Annotated in this window: 17 protein-coding genes; 6 read left to right on the top strand and 11 right to left on the bottom strand. The window is 61.4% G+C overall.

Annotated elements, in window-relative coordinates; translation table 11 throughout:
- Positions 1-141: 141 nt before the first annotated feature.
- Together mfd and dnaN are read right to left on the bottom strand one after the other, a co-directional pair.
- The gene (gene mfd, locus WC698_05355) at positions 142-3,423 is read right to left on the bottom strand and encodes a transcription-repair coupling factor (GenBank protein MFA6039659.1); all 3,282 of its coding nucleotides are present in this window, start codon (positions 3,421-3,423) and stop codon (positions 142-144) included.
- Between the two features lie 282 nt (positions 3,424-3,705).
- Positions 3,706-4,896 carry a DNA polymerase III subunit beta gene (gene dnaN / locus WC698_05350; protein MFA6039658.1) on the bottom strand — a complete coding sequence of 397 codons (1,191 nt, stop codon included), beginning with the start codon at positions 4,894-4,896 and terminating at the stop codon, positions 3,706-3,708.
- A gap of 491 nt (positions 4,897-5,387) precedes the next feature.
- Between dnaN and WC698_05345 the strand changes: the two genes are divergently transcribed.
- The gene (locus WC698_05345; GenBank protein MFA6039657.1) at positions 5,388-5,687 is read left to right on the top strand and encodes a hypothetical protein; all 300 of its coding nucleotides are present in this window, start codon (positions 5,388-5,390) and stop codon (positions 5,685-5,687) included.
- A 33-nt stretch (positions 5,688-5,720) separates the two neighbouring features.
- Here WC698_05345 and WC698_05340 read toward each other — a convergent pair whose 3' ends face one another.
- From WC698_05340 to WC698_05315, 6 genes are all read right to left on the bottom strand, one after another.
- The gene (locus WC698_05340; GenBank protein MFA6039656.1) at positions 5,721-7,013 is read right to left on the bottom strand and encodes an NTP transferase domain-containing protein; all 1,293 of its coding nucleotides are present in this window, start codon (positions 7,011-7,013) and stop codon (positions 5,721-5,723) included.
- Positions 7,014-7,088: 75 nt separating this feature from the next.
- Positions 7,089-7,793, bottom strand: a complete 705-nt coding sequence (locus tag WC698_05335) for a hypothetical protein (protein ID MFA6039655.1) — start codon at positions 7,791-7,793, stop codon at positions 7,089-7,091.
- Positions 7,794-7,922: 129 nt separating this feature from the next.
- On the bottom strand, positions 7,923-9,077 hold the full coding sequence (locus WC698_05330) for a fibronectin type III domain-containing protein (GenBank protein MFA6039654.1): 1,155 nt from the start codon (positions 9,075-9,077) through the stop codon (positions 7,923-7,925).
- Between the two features lie 47 nt (positions 9,078-9,124).
- A complete protein-coding gene (locus WC698_05325; protein MFA6039653.1) occupies positions 9,125-9,385 on the bottom strand; it encodes a hypothetical protein in 261 nt (86 codons plus the stop codon).
- Positions 9,386-9,394: 9 nt separating this feature from the next.
- Positions 9,395-10,900 carry an oligosaccharide flippase family protein gene (locus tag WC698_05320; protein MFA6039652.1) on the bottom strand — a complete coding sequence of 502 codons (1,506 nt, stop codon included), beginning with the start codon at positions 10,898-10,900 and terminating at the stop codon, positions 9,395-9,397.
- Entirely contained in the window at positions 10,885-11,265 is a 381-nt protein-coding gene (locus WC698_05315; protein ID MFA6039651.1) for a hypothetical protein, read from the bottom strand. The genes WC698_05320 and WC698_05315 overlap by 16 nt, the downstream gene beginning before the upstream one ends.
- Positions 11,266-11,916: 651 nt before the next feature.
- Between WC698_05315 and pyrB the strand changes: the two genes are divergently transcribed.
- Positions 11,917-12,840 (top strand): aspartate carbamoyltransferase, encoded by a 924-nt coding sequence (pyrB, locus tag WC698_05310; GenBank protein MFA6039650.1) that lies wholly within the window; start codon positions 11,917-11,919, stop codon positions 12,838-12,840.
- On the opposite strand, the gene WC698_05305 is transcribed toward pyrB, so the two are convergent.
- Complete coding sequence (locus WC698_05305; protein ID MFA6039649.1) at positions 12,825-13,430, bottom strand: hypothetical protein; 606 nt, start codon at positions 13,428-13,430, stop codon at positions 12,825-12,827. The genes pyrB and WC698_05305 overlap by 16 nt on opposite strands.
- Before the next feature lie 154 nt (positions 13,431-13,584).
- Between WC698_05305 and pyrC the strand changes: the two genes are divergently transcribed.
- The 4 genes from pyrC to WC698_05285 all read left to right on the top strand — a co-directional run bounded on the left by pyrC (position 13,585) and on the right by WC698_05285 (position 16,071).
- Positions 13,585-14,745 (top strand): dihydroorotase, encoded by a 1,161-nt coding sequence (gene pyrC / locus WC698_05300; protein MFA6039648.1) that lies wholly within the window; start codon positions 13,585-13,587, stop codon positions 14,743-14,745.
- Between the two features lie 53 nt (positions 14,746-14,798).
- A complete protein-coding gene (locus tag WC698_05295) occupies positions 14,799-15,134 on the top strand; it encodes a hypothetical protein (GenBank protein MFA6039647.1) in 336 nt (111 codons plus the stop codon).
- A 413-nt stretch (positions 15,135-15,547) separates the two neighbouring features.
- Entirely contained in the window at positions 15,548-15,817 is a 270-nt protein-coding gene (locus WC698_05290; protein MFA6039646.1) for a type II toxin-antitoxin system Phd/YefM family antitoxin, read from the top strand.
- Positions 15,818-15,834: 17 nt separating this feature from the next.
- Positions 15,835-16,071 carry a type II toxin-antitoxin system RelE/ParE family toxin gene (locus tag WC698_05285; protein MFA6039645.1) on the top strand — a complete coding sequence of 79 codons (237 nt, stop codon included), beginning with the start codon at positions 15,835-15,837 and terminating at the stop codon, positions 16,069-16,071.
- Here the strand turns inward: WC698_05285 and WC698_05280 are convergent.
- Together WC698_05280 and WC698_05275 are read right to left on the bottom strand one after the other, a co-directional pair.
- Positions 16,068-16,304, bottom strand: coding sequence for a nicotinamide mononucleotide transporter (locus WC698_05280; GenBank protein ID MFA6039644.1), 237 nt, complete (start codon positions 16,302-16,304; stop codon positions 16,068-16,070). The genes WC698_05285 and WC698_05280 overlap by 4 nt on opposite strands.
- 72 nt (positions 16,305-16,376) lie before the next feature.
- On the bottom strand, positions 16,377-17,015 hold the full coding sequence (locus WC698_05275; GenBank protein MFA6039643.1) for an HAD family phosphatase: 639 nt from the start codon (positions 17,013-17,015) through the stop codon (positions 16,377-16,379).
- Between the last annotated feature and the right edge of the window lie 55 nt (positions 17,016-17,070).

The following is a 17,070-nucleotide window of genomic DNA, read 5'->3' as shown; positions in this document are numbered from 1 at the left end:
AATGATCCTGTTTTCAGTTCTTTTCCCTATGGTCAACTTCTCGGCTTGTGCAAAACAATAAAGACGTTCTACCACGGCATGGAACGCCCCCGTACAACGAGCAATGACCGATCTTCGGAATCGTCGGAGTCTTCGGAATCCTCAGATCTTCGCTTCCTCTCCCTCCTTCACTTCCTCCGCTTCCTTCTTCACTTTCGTTTTCTTCTCCTTCCTCAGCAGCTTCACCTCCTCCGTAAGCTCTTCCACCCAATGGCGAGGCTTCGCGCGGTCGGCGAGCACACGTTCCGGAACCCGCAGCGTGGAGCCGCTGATCTTCCACTGGGGGTGCTGGCGCAGGAGCTGCATGATTTCCTTCGCCGTCACGCGGGGGCTCAGGGTGAGCAGGATGTCGCGCTCGTTCTTGCCGACCTCCTCCGCCTTCACGCGGACCACGCCGCTGCCGCGGCACGCCATCTTGAGGCGGAGCACATGGAAGAGGTTCACCACCTGCCGGGGCGGCTCACCGTACTCTTCGCGCAGGTCGGCTTCGAACTCCTTGAGCACGACCTCCTCCTCGCTCCCCGCCAGCTTCTGGTACACCGAGATCTTCTCCTGCTCATCGGGGATGTAGAAAGAGGGGATGAACGCCTCCACCGGGATCTGGATCTCCACCTGTTCCTCCACCTCATCCACTTCCTTGGCGCCCGCGCGCATCTCTTCCACCGCCTGCTTGAGCATGCGCAGGTAGTGGCTGACGCCCACGGTCTGCATGGTGCCGGATTGGCTGGCGCCCAGGATTTCCCCCGCGCCGCGGATCTCCAGGTCGCGCATGGCCACCTGGAAGCCCGAGCCGAGCTCGCAGGCTTCCACAATGGCCTTCAGGCGCTTCTTGGCGTCGTCCTTGAGGCGCTGCGTGTGATAGAGGAAGTATGAGTACGCCTGCAGCCTGCTGCGACCGACGCGCCCGCGAAGCTGGTAGAGCTGCGCCAGCCCGAACCGCTCCGCCTCGTTGACGATGAGCGTATTGGCGCGCGGCAGGTCGATGCCGTTCTCGATGATAGTGGAGGAGACGAGCACGTCGAACCTTCCCTCCTTGAAGGCCAGGATGCGCTCCTCCAGCTTGTCGGGGGAGAGTTGGCCGTGGCCGACCACGAATGTGGCTTCGGGGATCATGGCGCGCAGCTTGTCCGCGAACGCGTCGATGGTCTCCACGCGATTGTGGAGGACGAACACCTGCCCCTTCCGCTTGAGTTCCGCGAGGATCGCCTGGCGCACCAACTCGTCCGAATACTTCCGCACCTCCGTGATGATGGGGAGGCGGCCGGGCGGAGGCGTGGTGATGGTGGTGATGTCGCGGAGCTTGTGGAGCCCCAGGTTGAGCGTGCGCGGGATGGGTGTGGCGGTGAGCGTGAGAATGTCGATGTTCGCTCGCATCGCTTTGAACGCCTCCTTCTGCTTCACCCCGAACCGCTGCTCCTCGTCGATGATGAGCAGGCCCAGGTTGAAAAACTTCACGTCCTCCTGCAGCAGGCGGTGCGTGCCGATGACGATGTCCACGTCGCCCTTCCGAAGCTTCTGCAAAATCTCCTTCTGCTCCGCGGCGGTGCGGAAGCGGCTGAGCATCTCGATGCGCACGCCGAACTTCCCCATGCGTTCCATGAACGTGTGGTAGTGCTGGTCCGCGAGGATGGTGATGGGGGCGATGAGCGCCACCTGCTTGTTGGAGGCCACCGCCTTAAACGCGGCGCGCATGGCCACCTCCGTCTTCCCGAAACCCACGTCCCCGCAGATGAGGCGGTCCATGGGATGCTCGCCTTCCATATCCTTCTTGAGGTCGGCGATGGCGGCGCGCTGGCCGGGCGTCTCCTCGTAGGGGAACGCCTCCTCAAACTTCCGTTGCTGCTCCGTATCCTCGGCGTAGGTGTGCCCCTTGCTCCGCGCGCGCTTGGCGTAGAGGTTGAGGAGCTCCTTGGCGATCTGCTTGGTTTCCGTACGCATCTTCTCGGTGACACGCTTCCACTCCACGGTCCCGAGCCTGTTGAGGACCGGCTCCTCCCCCTCCTCGTGCACGAACTTGCTCAATTTATCCGCCTGGTCCACGGGGATGAACAGCTTGTCGCCGCCCGCGTAGGTCAATTCCAAATACTCCCGTGCAATACCGTCGATCTCCTTCTGGGTCATCCCCTCAAAGTGCCCGATCCCGTGGTCCATATGCACCACGTAATCCCCCGGCTGCAGCGACGTGATGAAATCCAGGGCGAGCTTCGCCACCGACCTCTGCTTGCCGGCCTTGCGCAGCGTGAAGATCTCGCGGTCCGTGAGGAGCGCGGCCTTAAGGTCCGGGTTCTGGAGGGAGTGGGGGAGCAGGTCATCCTCGTGTGCGGGAATGAGGATGATGGAGCCGGAACGGCTGCGCTCCGGGCCAGCCGACGTGCGGCCGTTTTCCAGAACGGGGATGCGCTCTTCCTTGAGGATGCCATGCAGTTCCTCCGCGCGCTTGGTGACGATGAGCAGCGTCCACTCCTGCGCCAGCTTGTCGCGCACGTCGTTGAGGAAGTCCGCGAGCGTGTAGAATTTGAGGACCGAGAGGTAGCGGAGGTGCGCATGGTTCGCCGCGGATTCCGGGAAGGCCGTAAAGCTCAGCGTGGCTGTTTTCGGTTGGAGTTCCAACGAGGCTTCGATGTCATCCTGATCGTCCAGCACGAGGAGGGATTCCTCGGGTAGCTGGTCCGCGAGCTTCTGCGTCCGCTGGAACGTGGCGGGGAAGATATCCAAGTGCTTCCCGGCCGGAGTGACGTTGGAGAGGTCCGCGGCATCCACCGCGTAGATCTTCTGCACCTTGTCGAAATCGAACATGACGCGGTACGGATGCGCCGATTGGATGGGGAAGATATCCAGCGTGTCGCCGATCCTCCGGTACTGTCCGGCGCGGAGGTACAAGTCTTCGCCGTGCGCGTAGCCGCGCTCCAGCAAATCTTCCACGAACGTGGTGAAGGGGAGGCTCTCGCCTTCCTTCATGCGGATTTTCCTGCGGGAGAGCTCCTGAAAAGAGGGGAACTCCGCATCCCACGATTCCCGGTCACAGAGGAATGCCGCTGCTTCACCTCCTTCGCGCCCCATGAACTGCAGGTACATCTGCATGCGCTCCGGCAGCACGCGGCCCGCCTCATCCTGCACGGGAAGGAGCCGATGGGACGGCACCTCGAAGAATTGCAGCCAGTGCTGCAGCGCCTCCACGCCGCCGTGGTTCTGCGTCACTACCAGGGCGGGCTGCGGATGGAAGGAGAGGATGTGGCTCAAGAGCAGCGCCTTGGCGGTTTCGTTCGAAGCGCCGGAAATCACCAGCCTGTGCTTCGCCCTCAGGAGCTCCGAAAGCTCCTGATGGGTCGTTTCCCCGAGTAATAGTGAAGGTTTCATGCGAATGCCGATGGATCGCCCGAGCATCCCTCACAGAAAAATTCTGTGAGGTGATTCCTGTAAACATCGAAAAGGTGAAGTTCCCTCTCGGGCGATGTCACAGATAGGATACGACGAAACTTGGAATTTTGCAAGGGTATTCTCCCATGGATGGCTCCTGAAGGAAACCGAGGATTCCGACGAAGGACGCCCGTTAGCCGGCGGTTTAAACCGCCGGCTAACGGCGGGGGCGCCCCCGGAATTCATTCCGATTTTCTATTCAAACGAATCTCTTCGTCGGAATCCTCGGCAACCTCGGCATCCTCCAATTCACTCCTCCTGCATCCGCAGCGGCATGATCAGGTGGAGGTACCGCGGGTTCTCCGGAAGGGTGAAGACCGCCGGATGGAGACTGTCGGTGACCTTCATGAGGACATTGTCCGCATGGATGTGACCCAGGAAATCCAAAAGGTAGCTGCTGCTGAGCGCGATCTTGTTGTCCCCGCCCGCCACCTCCGCGGGGAGCACCGCCTCGTCCCGCCCGATCTGCGTCTGCGGCGTGGACATCTTCACTTCCCCCTTGGTCATGCGGAACGTGAGGTTGTTGTTCATCTCCTTGGCGAAGTAGTGCATGCGCTTTACGGTTGTGGAGAATTTGTGGGCGGCGAAGAGGGAAGTGGTCTTGCCGTCCTTGGGGAGGATCTGCCGGTAATCGGGGAACTTGCCGTCGATGAGGCGGGAGAGGAGGCGCACGTTCCCCACATGCATCTCGATCTGCTGCTTACTGAGAAAGATGGAAATTTCCGGGACGTTTATGGTGCCCGCCTGATCCTTCTTTCCTTTCTCCTCCGTCCCGACCGCCGAGGCTTCAGCGGAGAGGGGCGACTTCTTGAGGCTGGCGCCGATGATGGAACGTAACTCATCCAATATTTTCGTCGGGATGATGCAGGAGATCTCTTCCCCCTTATCCTTCGTTTTGAGCGTGTACTCCGAAAGCCGGTAGCTGTCCGTGGCCACGAGTGTGAGGCTGGCGCCCGCGCGCTGAAAGAGAACGCCGGAGAGCACGGGGCGGAGCGTGGTCTTTGCGGAAGAGAAGGTGACGAGGTGGAGCGCTTCTAAGAGAGGCTCCGCCTCCAGCACGAGCGACGTCTGCCGGTCTATGGAGGCGATGGTGGGGTACTCGCTGGCCGCCTCGCCCGCGATCATGGTCTTGGCATGCTTGGAGGTGCACCGCAGTTGCGTTCCTTCCAAGGTTTCCAACAGAACTTCCGTATCGGAGTTGTACTGCGCAAAATTGAGGATGGCCTTGGCGGGAATAGTGATGGAACCTTCGTTCTCTATGGACGCGTCAAATTGGGTGATGATGGAAAGTTCCAAATCCGTCGCGCTCACTTTGCAGCGCTGCCCTTCCGCTTCCACGAGGACGTTGCCCAGAATGGGCAAAGCCTGCTGGCTCCCGATCGCCCTGCTTACAAGTTGGAGGGCGTGGAGAAGGTCTAGAGTGGAACAAGAAAACTTCATGACCTATAGGTAGAAAAGGAAAGGAACTATACATAATCCGTCGTAATAATACCATCTTCCCCTCCCTCCACAGGGAGACAAAGAATCATGTGGAAAACGGCACGATACCAAAGGGATTCTTGACAGAGGAGAGGGGGAAGAAAAGCGGCAGGACAGCCATACATCCCCCTATAGTCTTTCCGTCAGGCATTTCCCCGCAGAGGGAAGGCAGGAAAGTTCTTTACATTCATTTTGTGGAAAGGATGTGGAAAACCCGTGGATAACAGGGGGGAGAAGTGAAGGAAGGGAAACATTCACGCTTTATGGCTTCCATGAGCGACAAGCAGTGGAAGAGTGTGGAGAACGCCCCCTAAGTAAACTGGCGCTTCCACCGGCAGTTATCCACACGCGCTGTGGAGAAGGAAGGGAGGGGGATGGAAGCAGCGGGAGTTGTACACTTGTGGCGGGAGGCTCCTCTGCTACCATTCCCCTCCTTATTCTCCTCTTACGCTATGCCTCCCCCCACTATCAAGCCGGAGTTCTGCGCCCGCGATGAAGACCAGAAGTGTCTCTATGCTTCGGAAAGAGTTTGTCATCATGGAAAGATACAAGATGACAATGCGATGAGGAGAGTGTTAGAGGCCCAATATTGTGAATGGGCGACGGTGGGGAAGGTGCTTGGGAGCATGACTAAGGAAGGATTTGTACCGTCCTTTGACCAACAAGCGGAAGAAAGAAAGCGGGTTACTATTGCACTGTGCGCGCTGACAGCAGAAGCCTTCGGAGATATCGAAGACATGTTGAATGAGTGATCACCCGGGAGGACGTGCCGGGGATGAAAACGCTCACCGCAAATACTTCTTCCGTGCCTCCGCGTGCGGTGGGGTGATTCTATTACGTTTGGTGAGGACCTTCCCCTCCTTCATCGAGACGAAGCTCCTCTCCGGAACGTCCTCGGTGAGGAACGTGCCGCCCGCTATAAAGCTCCCGCCCCCGATCTTCACGCCGGGGTTGATGCCCACGCGGATGCCGAGGCGCGTGTCCGCGCCGATCACCGTTCCGAACTTGGCGAGGCCGGTGCCCACCTTCTTCCCGTCCACCACGGATTGGATTTCCCCTTCGTCCAGGCGGAAGTTCCCCGTCACGGTGCCGCCGCCGAAGGAGACGTTACTGCCGATGATGCTGTCGCCCACATAGGTCATGTGCAGCCACACGTTGTCCATGAGCACGCTGCCCTTCACCTCGCTCCCGAAGCCGATGACGCAGTGCTCCCCCACGCTCGATCCGCGGACCAGCGCGCCGTTGCCGATCACCGTCCCGCGCCCGATGAAGCACGGCCCGCTGACGGTGGCGTGCGGAAGGATACGCACCCCGTCCTCGATCACCACGTTCCCCTCCACCACGGCCGTCTTGTGGATCTTCGCCTTGGGGGAAATGCGCGGCTTCTTGATGTCCTTCAGGAACAGGTCCAGCAGCGGAAGGAGATGCCAGGGGTATTTGACCGCCTGCCATGTCCCCTCGTAGGGGACCACCACGTAGTTCTTCTTCTTGAAGAGCGCGGCGAGCGCGCGTTCGTATCCGTCATCACGCTTCGCGCTCGCCCTGAGGAGTTCCGCGAGGAGTTCCGAAGGCTCGTTGTGGACGTGCGCCACGATGTTCACGAGGTCGCTCGGCTCCTTGCCCGCGCCGGGTTTTTCCACCATGCCCGCGGCCCTCTTCCCTTTCACCTTCAGGTACCCTCCCGGGAAATACCGGGTCACGCGCTGCGCCAGAATGGCGCCGTCCACGCCCTTCGCCTTCGCGGCCTTGGTCAGTGCGCGGTACGCCTCCGGTTCGATCACATCATTCCCTCCCACAACCGTCACGGGGCCGTCGCAGTGCGGAAGAGCGGAGAGCAGCGCGCCCTGCATGCCCAAGTCCAATTTCTCCTGCTCGATGGTGGGGAGGGTGGGGAAGCGCAGGGCGATCTCTTGCAGGTTGTGGTTCCCCGAGACGAGCGTGATGTTCTTGCATCCGCCTGCGGCGAGCCGTTCCAGCTGCCGCCCCAGGAGCGTCTTGCCGCACAGGGGGACGAGGCTCTTTTCGGCGAGGGGCCAGAAACGGCGGGATCTGCCTGCGGCGAGGAGGAGGGTGTGCACGTTGCTATAATAGAGGATTCCGACGGCTCCGACGATACCGAGGATTCCGACGAATCTGTCAAATACGCACGAATTTCAATCGAGCACCAGGCTTACCGTCCCCTCGGTCGCGAGGTTCCGGAGGGGGACATCCTCCGTCCACGCCTCGAACTTCGGGTCCCGCACGATCACCTCCTCAAGCCGGTCTTCCTCCCACACCGTTGCGCGGAGGAGGGAGGATTTCGTCTCGCCGGGGAGCTCGTCGGCTCTTCCGGGGATGGTGATGGAGCGGGACGCCGTTGCCACGGTGAGTTGGGAAGGCTTGGATTTCCCGTTGCTCGTGACGGTGAGGGTGAGCGCCTCTTCCAGAACCACCGCCTCATCCCACGGCACGTCCGTGATGGGGATCTCGTACTCCTCAAGGATTGTCCTGTGGAGCGCGAGCGTCTCCGGAAGCGGGGAGGGGAGCAGCGCGCGGCGGACCGTGAGGCGGCCGGCGATTTCCGCAAGCGTTTCCGTGCTCACGTGGCGCTGGTCGGCGAGCACGAGCAGGTCCACCGTTCGCGCGAAGAACGGGAGCAACTCTCCCATCTCCTCGAGCGCCGTCAGGTCCTTCCCCCCGCCGATGAGCACTGTCTTCCCGCGCGCCGTGGTGAGGAGCGTGGCGGAACCCTGCGGGACGGGGAGGAACGAGACGCGGAGAAGACCATCCGCCTGCAGGGAGCGCTCGCGGAGGACCAGCAGGAGGATGCCCGCGATGGCGAGGAGAAGGAGGAGCCGGTGATGATGCGGCTTATTCAAGAAGGCAACCGGGAGGGAAGGAAGATGGTACGAGAGGAATGCAAAATTGGAAATGCAAAATGATGGAAGTAGTTCCAATGCGAAGGATAGCGACAGCATTTCACATTTCTCATTTCTTCATTTTGCATTTCACTTTCTCTTCATCCTCCTCCACCCCAGCATCGCGCCCGTGAGCGTCACAACGGCCGCCAGGCCCGCTCCCGACCCCGAGAGGGGCGCAGTGCCCGTCCAACCCGTTCCCCCCACGGCGATGCTCGCCGGGATGCCGGGGGAGGCGAGGCCCGCGGCGGTCTTGGCGCGGACCATCACGGTGAAGATGCCGGCGGGGACGCTCTCGAAGCGCACGGAGCGCGCCTCCGCGGGAATCACCTGCGGCGCGCCGAACGTGTTGCCGCGGTCCGTGCTCTGGAACACTTCAATGGAAGAGACGCTCTCCGCGCCCGCGGGGATCTCGAACGTCACGAGGACGTCGTACGCATTCTGCCGGCGCCCGTCGATGCGCAGTTGCACGTTCGCCACTGTCGGCGTGCCGCCCTGCGGAACGGGGAGGGAAGGCGACGCAGCTCCCGCGGGGAGGGCGGAGAACCGGGCGACGCTCGTGCGGGGGTCCACGGGCACCGGTGCGCCGCCATCCGCGCTCCAGACTTGCGTGACGGAAACCGAGTACACCGTGTCCGGCGCCTGCGGTTCCGTGACGAGCAAGATGGCAGGTCCCTGCAGGTAGATCCGGCTGATGAGCAACAGGGCGCCGCTCCCGTCCACGATGCGGAAGGCCGTGGCGGCATCCTGCTGCCCCACCGTCACCGCGCGGGAGAACGTGAGGAGCACGCCCGTCTGGGAAGCGCTCTGCGCCGAGAGGAGTTGCAGGCTTGCGGCGGCCGTGGGCGGCTCCTGCGCCGCGGGGGCGCCGGCCGGAATCTCCACGAACGCCTCGCTTCCGAACACCGTCCCCTCTTCCCCGTCTTCACCCACCGCGATGACCGCCACGTACAGGCTTTCCACCGCAGGCAAGTCCCGCAGCACGTATTCGGTGCCGGCATCGTCCGTGGTGGCGAAGTCATCGTACGTGCCGCCGTTCTGCAGGATGGACGCGTGGCTGTAGTAGATCCGGTAGCGGGCGATGCCCTGCTCCGCCGGCGCTTCCCAGGTGACCTTCACCGTTCCGTTCTCATAGGCCGCCTGCACTTCCTCAATGTGGGGTGGGGGGAGGGCGAGCGCCGCAACCGGCCACAGCGCAAGGGCGAAGACGGCCAGCGCACGCGTGAGAAGCGGGAGTTTGTACATCAGGATATTGTATCACAAGCAGGGTCTTGCGGCAATATTCCTCCACCTCAACCTACACGGATCTCATCGATCAGTTTTCTGCCTTCGAGCAGGCTCATTATCGCCTGTTGTGCCAATTGCCTGTGATAATACGCCAGGCATTCCCCGGAGACGGTGCAGGTGTCGCTAGCGATCACCACGCGAACGTTCTGTATCCTCCCGTGCGTAGCTTTACGGATCGCCTCTGTGACTGCGGAGACAAGGCGTTCGCTCTCCGTCGTCCCAAAGGATAGGGGATCCTGCGGAAGTTGCTCACTAGTACCATTCATGTTCTCATACTATTCCTGAATGGCCGGTGCCGCAACGCCAACTCCCAGCGCTTTTCCCAGCCCCAGACCCCACACCAGCCCCGCCATCCCGAGCGCCGTTACCGCGCCGAAGAGGAGCGTGTGGTACGCGGTGAGCAGGAAGGGGCTGAGGAGGAAGAGAAGGAGGCCGAGGCCGAGGGCGTAGAGCAGCCACTGCGAGAGTTCCTTCCTGCCGAAGCGCGCGGGCATGGTCCGGAGCGCCTGGGGCAGGAGGAGCGCGGCGAGGAACGTGTGGGTGATGATGGAGGTGATTGCCGCGCCCACGAATCCCTGCGAAGGGATGAGCGCCACATTGAGGGCGAGCGAGAGGAAAACGCCGAGCGTGAGTGAGGCAACGAGCGGTTTCCACCGGTGCCGGGTGAGGAGCACGTAGAAGCTGTACACCACGATGCCGTTGAGGAACATGGGGAACGCCAGGAGCCGGAGCGCCGTGTCCGAGCCGGGCTGCCCGGGCGCGCTCAGGTACGCCTGCGTGGTGAGGAGGCCCACGAGCGGGCGCGGCCACAGCGCGCCGAAGAGCGCGGCGGTGGAACCCAAGATGAGGATGGCGAGGAGCGTCTTGCCCAGGAGCCCCCGCGTGTCTTCCCCTTGGCCGTCACGCTCGCTGAGGATGGGCAGCGCGGAGTTGAGGAGGAACGTGGGGAGCAGGTACGCCATGTCCATCATCCGCTGCACGAATCCGTAGTAGGCGTTCTGCAGCTGGAAGTCCTGCGGCCGCAGCATGGAGATGAGGGTCACGTCGAACTGCCGGTAGAGCGCGGTGCACAGGAACGCCACGCCGTAGGGGGCGGCGAGGAGAAACAGGCGACGGAGGAGGGCGGCGTCCCAATGCATGCGGATCCGCTGTAGCCGGCGCGCGAAGAGGAAGGAGACGAGCAACAGCTCCGCCGCGCCCACGCTCCCGAAGGCGAGAAAGAGCCAGTACGTGCCGGCGTCCTCCGTGCCGCGTACGCCGCCTGCGATCACGGAGCCGATGAGCGCCACGGTGATGATGCGCTGGAACACTTCCGCCACGAACACGTACTGCATCCGGTGCCCCACCTGGAACACGGTGCGCAGCATCCCCGCCGCCAGCGTGAAGGCGGGCACGAGCGCTGCGATGGAAATCCCCAGCGGCAGCGGCGAGCCTTTCCAGTGTGGCATGAGCCACGCGATGGCCAACGCCGTCCCGAGCGATACGGCGAGGATCAGGAGCCGCAGCACGATGAGCGCCCCCAGCACGCGCTCACGGTCCTTTGCCTTGCTTACTTCCCGCACCGCCACCGCGTACAAGCCGAAGTCCGCCAGGATGCCGAAGAGCTGCAAGTACCCGTACGCGGTGTTGTACTGACCCGCCAGCTCCTTACTCAATCCCATCGCCACGAATTTGACGGTGACGATGGAGAGCGCGGCCATGAGCACCTGGCTCGCCACTTGCCACAATGTGGAGGAGGCGATGGCTTGCGCGTCCGTGCGTGGGGCTAGGCGGTCTCCCATGATGCCGGAGTATGGGATGACGTTTGCGAAGAGGATTCCGAAAGGGCGGGGAGCGGGGGAAGCTCGTTCATGATTGTATGGATCAATGCGGCGCATTCTTCCCTCACCTGTTGCACGGATGCAGCCGAAGCCGTGAGCGAGTTTGCCACGGTCTCTGCCGCGTGTAATGCAGCGAGGATCTTCTCCCGGGAAAATTCGGGGCTGTGCGGTTCCGCCCCCACATTCTCCCGGAACTGTTGCAAGTACTGCACGCTCCGTCTGCCTTTGGTTTCCTGCCATTCCACGGAAGGGTTGGGGACATTGAGAAGACCATGGAAGAGGTCCTCGTAACCTTCTGCGGTGTGGTTGCTGCGGCGTGGTGTCATACTATGATTGTAGAAGAGCCCTGGTCCCTCCGCACCAGCAAAAAAAGCCCCCTCTCACCCGGGAGCAATTCCCCAAACGCACCACTCAGTGCTTTCGGCGGGGGGAAATGTTCCATCTCCCGGCACCAGGAGAGGAGGCTCCTCACTTCCCAGCGGGAAGTAGAGGCGGGGAGTGTAGGAGCATGCGGAGCGGGACGCAAGGGCACTGCGGCATGGTAAAAAACCGCCCTCGGGTGGAGGTGCTCCAACGAGGAGCCCCGGGGGCGGAGTGTGCTGAGTCGGTGGTCGGCTGTTTACATCGTGGAATCTTCCTTGAGTTGCGTGCCATGTCGATTGCCAAAGGGAAGTCCGTCGTATCGGGAAATAGCCGCCACAGAGGACTCAGACAACGGGGAAAGTGTAAAGAATCAAAGACATGCGTCAAGAACAAGCCCTCCAGCTCACGGTAGGACTCCCCTATGGGAAGGAATCACTACCTTGTACGAGCTGGAGGGCGGAACGCAGAACTGGAGGGATACACGTCCTTGTGGTCCGGCCTTAGGAGGTGGCCAGACCGCTCAGATCCCGCCAGGTGCGGCAGGATAGCGAGCATGGGTCCGTTGTCAAACTCCTATAGACAGCAATCCGGCGTTCCTCTACCCTCAGCCGTGAATGGCGCTGAACTTCCAGCACCTTACCTCAACTAAACAACTCTCACGGAGGGATGCGGACGCCATTCTTCAGCATGCCCGCCTCATGGAGCGGTACTTGAAGGAGGGGGCAAAGGAACCGCGCTTGCCGGGCAAGATCCTCGCCGCGCTCTTCTACGAACCCAGCACGCGCACGCGTCTCAGCTTCGAAACGGCCATGCTCCGCCTCGGCGGCCAGGTGATCACGGCGGACGGGTTCCAGTTCAGCTCCCTCTATAAGGGGGAGAGCATCGAGGACACCATCATCATGGTCAGCCAGTACGCGGACATCATCGCCATGCGCCACCCCGAGCAGGGATCGGCGGACCGCGCGGCGGCCGTCTCCAAGGTCCCCTTCGTCAACGCGGGCGACGGTCCCGGCCAGCATCCCACGCAGGCGCTCCTGGACCTCCTCACCATCGAGCGCGAGCGCGGCAAGATCGACGGCCTGCGGATCGCCATGGTGGGTGACCTCAAGTTCGGACGGACGGTGCACTCCCTCACGTTCCTCCTCGGGCTCTATAACAACGTGGAGTTCACATACGTTTCGCCCTCGGAACTGGTGGTGCCGGAGAAGGTGACGCACTTCCTCCAGGAGAAGAAGATCGCCTACACGGAAACCGAGAACTTCGATGCCGCGCTGGAGTGCGACGTCCTCTACATGACGCGCATCCAGCAGGAGCGCTTCACGGACCGCTCCGAGTACGAGCGGCTCAAGGACAGCTACGTGCTGCGCGCCGACCAGCTCAAAGGCCGAAACGTGAGCGTGTTGCACCCGCTGCCCCGCATCGGCGAGATCACCACCGACGTGGACGCGCTCCCCAATGCCGCCTACTTCCGCCAGGCCAAGAACGGCGTCCTCATCCGCATGGCCTTGCTGGACATGCTGCTTCAGAAGGGGGCGTAAGGGCGGTCCTCTTCCTCCGTTTGCTGTACGATCTCCGCTTCCAACTTATCGATAAAGAGACGGAATTGCCCCATATGTTCCATGCTGGCATGGATGGATGATCTGACGTGGGAAAGGATCTGCAAGGTTGGGCTTGGACGGGGCCCTTGTTGTACGCAGATACTCTTGAACTTCCGGAGTTTTTCCCCCGTGATGTAGATGAGTTTGTTCAGCGCGAGTTCAACGGTGCTGAACGGGCTCGGCTTGATGACCATGACGGATGCGCTAGGGTCGTGTGTGAGAAAGCTTCCGTGTTCACGGAGGACCCAATCCAGGTAACGCGGATCGATGGAGCACTGGTACAGCTTGGGATAGGAACTGGGATCATGAACCGACTGTACCGTGACATCCAGCGGTTTCTTCCCCAAGCATGCCAGTGCGTCACGGAATGTCGCGAGAAGCCGGTCGAGTGGCGGCTTGACGGCCAGGGAGGGTGCAGAGCAAATGCCGGTTTCAGGCTTGCTGAAGTACCAGCCTGTTTCCGCTCCCAACGCACCCGCCGCGGGCGCTGCGGGAAGTCCTTGGCCGCCCTTGGGCTGCCAGAGCACCATACAGGCGAAATCATCCTGCTACGCCCTTCCCCTGTCAATTCTGTCGCTCTACGCAGCGGAAAAGCCTATTCAATGGATACCTGCCTTTCCGTCATCAGACGGCAGGAGCATACCGGAACCAATAAACGAATAAACGAAGAAACGAATCTGCGATATGATCCCCGAGATGAACACAGCCGTACTGCCGGGCTTGATCGACATGCACGTCCATCTGCGGGAGCCGGGGCTCACGCACAAGGGGGATATGGAGACGGAAACGCGTGCGGCGCTCGCGGGGGGCATCACCACCGTCTGCGACATGCCCAATGCCGTTCCTCCCACCGTCACCGTCGCGGCGCTGGAGGAGAAGGCGGAGCGTGCCGCGCGGATCAAGGACGTGGACATCCGTTTCTACTTCGGCGTCACGGCGAAGGAACACCTGGAGGAACTGTGGAAGCTCTGCACCGATCCCGCGCTCATGCGTCTGCGTATGCGTTGCTGCGGCGTCAAACTGTTCCTGGACCACTCCACGGGGAACCAGAAGATCGATCCCGCGCTCGCAGAGGAGGTCCTCACGTACTGCGCGGAACAGGGGATGGTGGCGGTGTGCCACTGCGAAGATGCGGAGATCAATGCTGCGGCTGCAAAGGCGTGCGTGGGGGAAGAAGGCGTGGAAGCGCACTCCATGATGCGTCCGCCCGAGAGCGAGGAAGCCGCCGTCCGGTTCCTTCTCGCTCTCTCCCGCAAGACGGGCGCGCACGTGCACCCCACGCATGTCTCCACCGCGGCGGCCCTCGCGCTCATCCGCGAAGCGAAGGAAGAGAAGGTGCGTGTTACGTGCGATGTTGCGCCCCACCATCTCTTCCTCACCGCCGATGATTATCCTTCCCTCGGCACACTGGGGAAGATGAACCCGCCGCTGCGCACGGCGGAAGACCAAGCGGCGCTGTGGGAGGGGATCGCCGACGGTACGGTCGATTGCATCGCCACGGACCATGCGCCGCACACGCTCGAGGAGAAGAAGAACCCCGATCCGCTCCAAGCGCCCAGCGGCGTCCCCGGCGTGGAGACCATGCTGCCTCTCTTGCTCACTGTTGCGGCAGGAAACTGGCCGGGCTACAACCTACAACCTACCCCCTACAACCTCTCGTTGGATGACATTCGCCGCCTCTGCTTTGAGAATCCCAATCGGATCCTTTCCCTTGGGAAGAGCGACGCGTCCGCCCTCACCATCAACACCGACGAAGAGTGGGTGATCCGCGGCAAGGAGTTGCACTCGAAGTGCGGGTGGACCCCGTACGAAGGGTGGAAGGTGAGGGGGAAGGTGATGGGGTAGGAGAAAATTCCCTTGAAGGACGAATACAAGGGGGTACTATGCCGTTCCCTTCCATGAGCAAATCCCTTCTTTCCTACCGCGTGCGCCTCGCCCAACTCAAGACGTTGGCGGAGCGAAGGACGGAAGACGATAAAGACTGCCTGCGGGAAGCCAGCATGCAGCGCATAGCCGTGATTGCCCGCCAGCTCTGTATTGCCTGCAAGAATTGCTTGTTGAAGCTCGAAGGACGCAAAGGTCCCAAAGCCAGGAGATTGCGAAGAGAGTTCGCGTTCAATACGTACGAGGCATTGGGTGTTGCATGGGACAACCTTCCCTGCCGCATGAGGGAGCGCGAGTACGTGCGGCGGATGCTGGAGGAGTTGGATGCCATCGGGCGCGCGCAGGAGTGAATGCGCGAGCCGCCACCTTCCATCACCGGGAGGGGTTCGCTCGTTCTTCCGGCTGAGGCTAAGGCTGATCTAAATCAACCGGCCAAATGTTAGCAAGTATCTCGCTCCTTTGCTCGAGGCTAATCTCGCCAGCTCTGGATCGATCCAGAACCCACTCAATTAATCGTCTCCTGGCCTGGATCTTCTGCTCGGGCGTTGAATAATCCTGAGGCAGCTTCCGATCCGGCGCCGCCTCTTCGGTGTGGCCATGCTCCATGTTGGGTATGCGTTCATTCATACGATGTACTCCGGTGGCACAACTCTAGCGCATTCTGCCGTTGCGGCAACGGTGGAACCCCCGCTTGGTACGTGAGTTGTGCGCGGTTCCAGGCAATCCTCTTGCAGCATCGTGATATGTACGCTATCATGTACATATGAATAAAACCTTCACAGCAACGGATGCGCGGAAGAATTTCTTTGCCCTCCTCAAGATGGCAAAGACCCCCGGCGTGTACGTCAAAATTATCCACGAGGGTGATAAGGGATATGTCCTGATGAGTGAAGATGAATTTGAGGGGTGGATGGAAACCTTGGACATCATGTCTGATCCCGAAGAGGTTGCCGCCATTCAAGAGGGGATGAGGGAGAAGGAGAGGGGCGAGGTGGTTAGCCTGGAGGAAGTCCACAAACAGCTCGGCCTATGAAGATGTATCGGGTATTCATGACCCGGCGCGCGCGGAAGGAGTTACAATCCCTCCCTGCCAAGGACCGGGAGCGCGTGGTGGCGGCGATGGGCTCTCTGGGGACGGATCCCTTCCAGGGGAAGAAGCTCCAGGGCGAATGGGAAGGGAAGTGGTCCCTGCGTGTCTGGCCGTACCGCATCATCTATACGGTTGAGAAGGAGATCGTGACCGTCACCGTCCTGCGTGTCGGTCATCGGAGGGATGCATACCGCTAGCGTGAGGGCTCCTTCTTCAGGAAGAACCACCGGTACGTTCCGTATGCCCAGGTTCCCAGGTACAGGAAGCTCACGAAGAATACGCCCCACTGCTCATGCTGGTAGGAGGTGATCAGCCAGAACGGCTGCATGGCCAGCCCCATGACCCATCCCCAGCGGTTATTGCGTGCGACGAGGAACACGGAGATGGCGCCGAAAATCGAGATGGAGATTTGAGCGATGATGTCCCACATCGGCTCATTGTACCCGTCGCCGCTTTCCGGGCTCCAAGAAGAGGAAGATATTTTGCCGGGGAAGTATTTGCATCACCCGATCACCTTCCAAACGTCGCCAAGATTCTCCACCACCACATCCGCCCGTTCGAGCGCCTCGGAGGGCGTGTAGGCGCCGCGGATGCAGCAGCTCGCCATGCCGGCCGCCTTGGCTGCATCCACGTCGAAGAGCTGGTCCCCCACGTACAGGCACCGCTCCGGTTCCACGCCCAGGCGGTCCGCCGCGAGGAGGAGGCCGTGGGGATGGGGCTTGGGGAAGTCGCCCACGTGTTCCGCGGTGACGATGTGCCGGAAGTAGGGCTTCACGGAAAGCCGCTCATCGATGGCGTCCACGTAGCTCATCCACGAGCCGGTGATGAGCCCGAGCGGATGTGCCCCCTTGAGCGCGGTGAGGAGGTCCTCCGCGCCCCGGATCCACTCCGCCTGTTCCCGTAGCAGCTTCACGTAGCGCTTGTCGCGCGCCGTGCGTATGGTGTCCACGGACGCTTCGGGGAGCCCGTACGTCACCAGCCAGTCCTTCAACTTCAATCCCGACCCATAGGAGCTCCGGAACTGCGCCTCCGAAAGATCCACGCCGGCCTCCGCGAACGTCTCCCGCATGGCGCTGGCGTAGAGGTCGATGGAATGGACGAGCGTGCCGTCGAGATCGAAGAGGATGGCGGAATATTTCATGTGATGCGAAATACGTAATACGTAATACAAAATACGGACACGTATACCGTATCAC

The organism is Candidatus Peribacteraceae bacterium (assembly GCA_041661065.1).
GTDB lineage: Bacteria > Patescibacteriota > Gracilibacteria > Peribacterales > Peribacteraceae > CAIKAD01.
The sequence above is the reverse complement of the archived record's forward strand: the minus strand, read 5'-3'. Positions and strand labels throughout refer to the sequence as shown.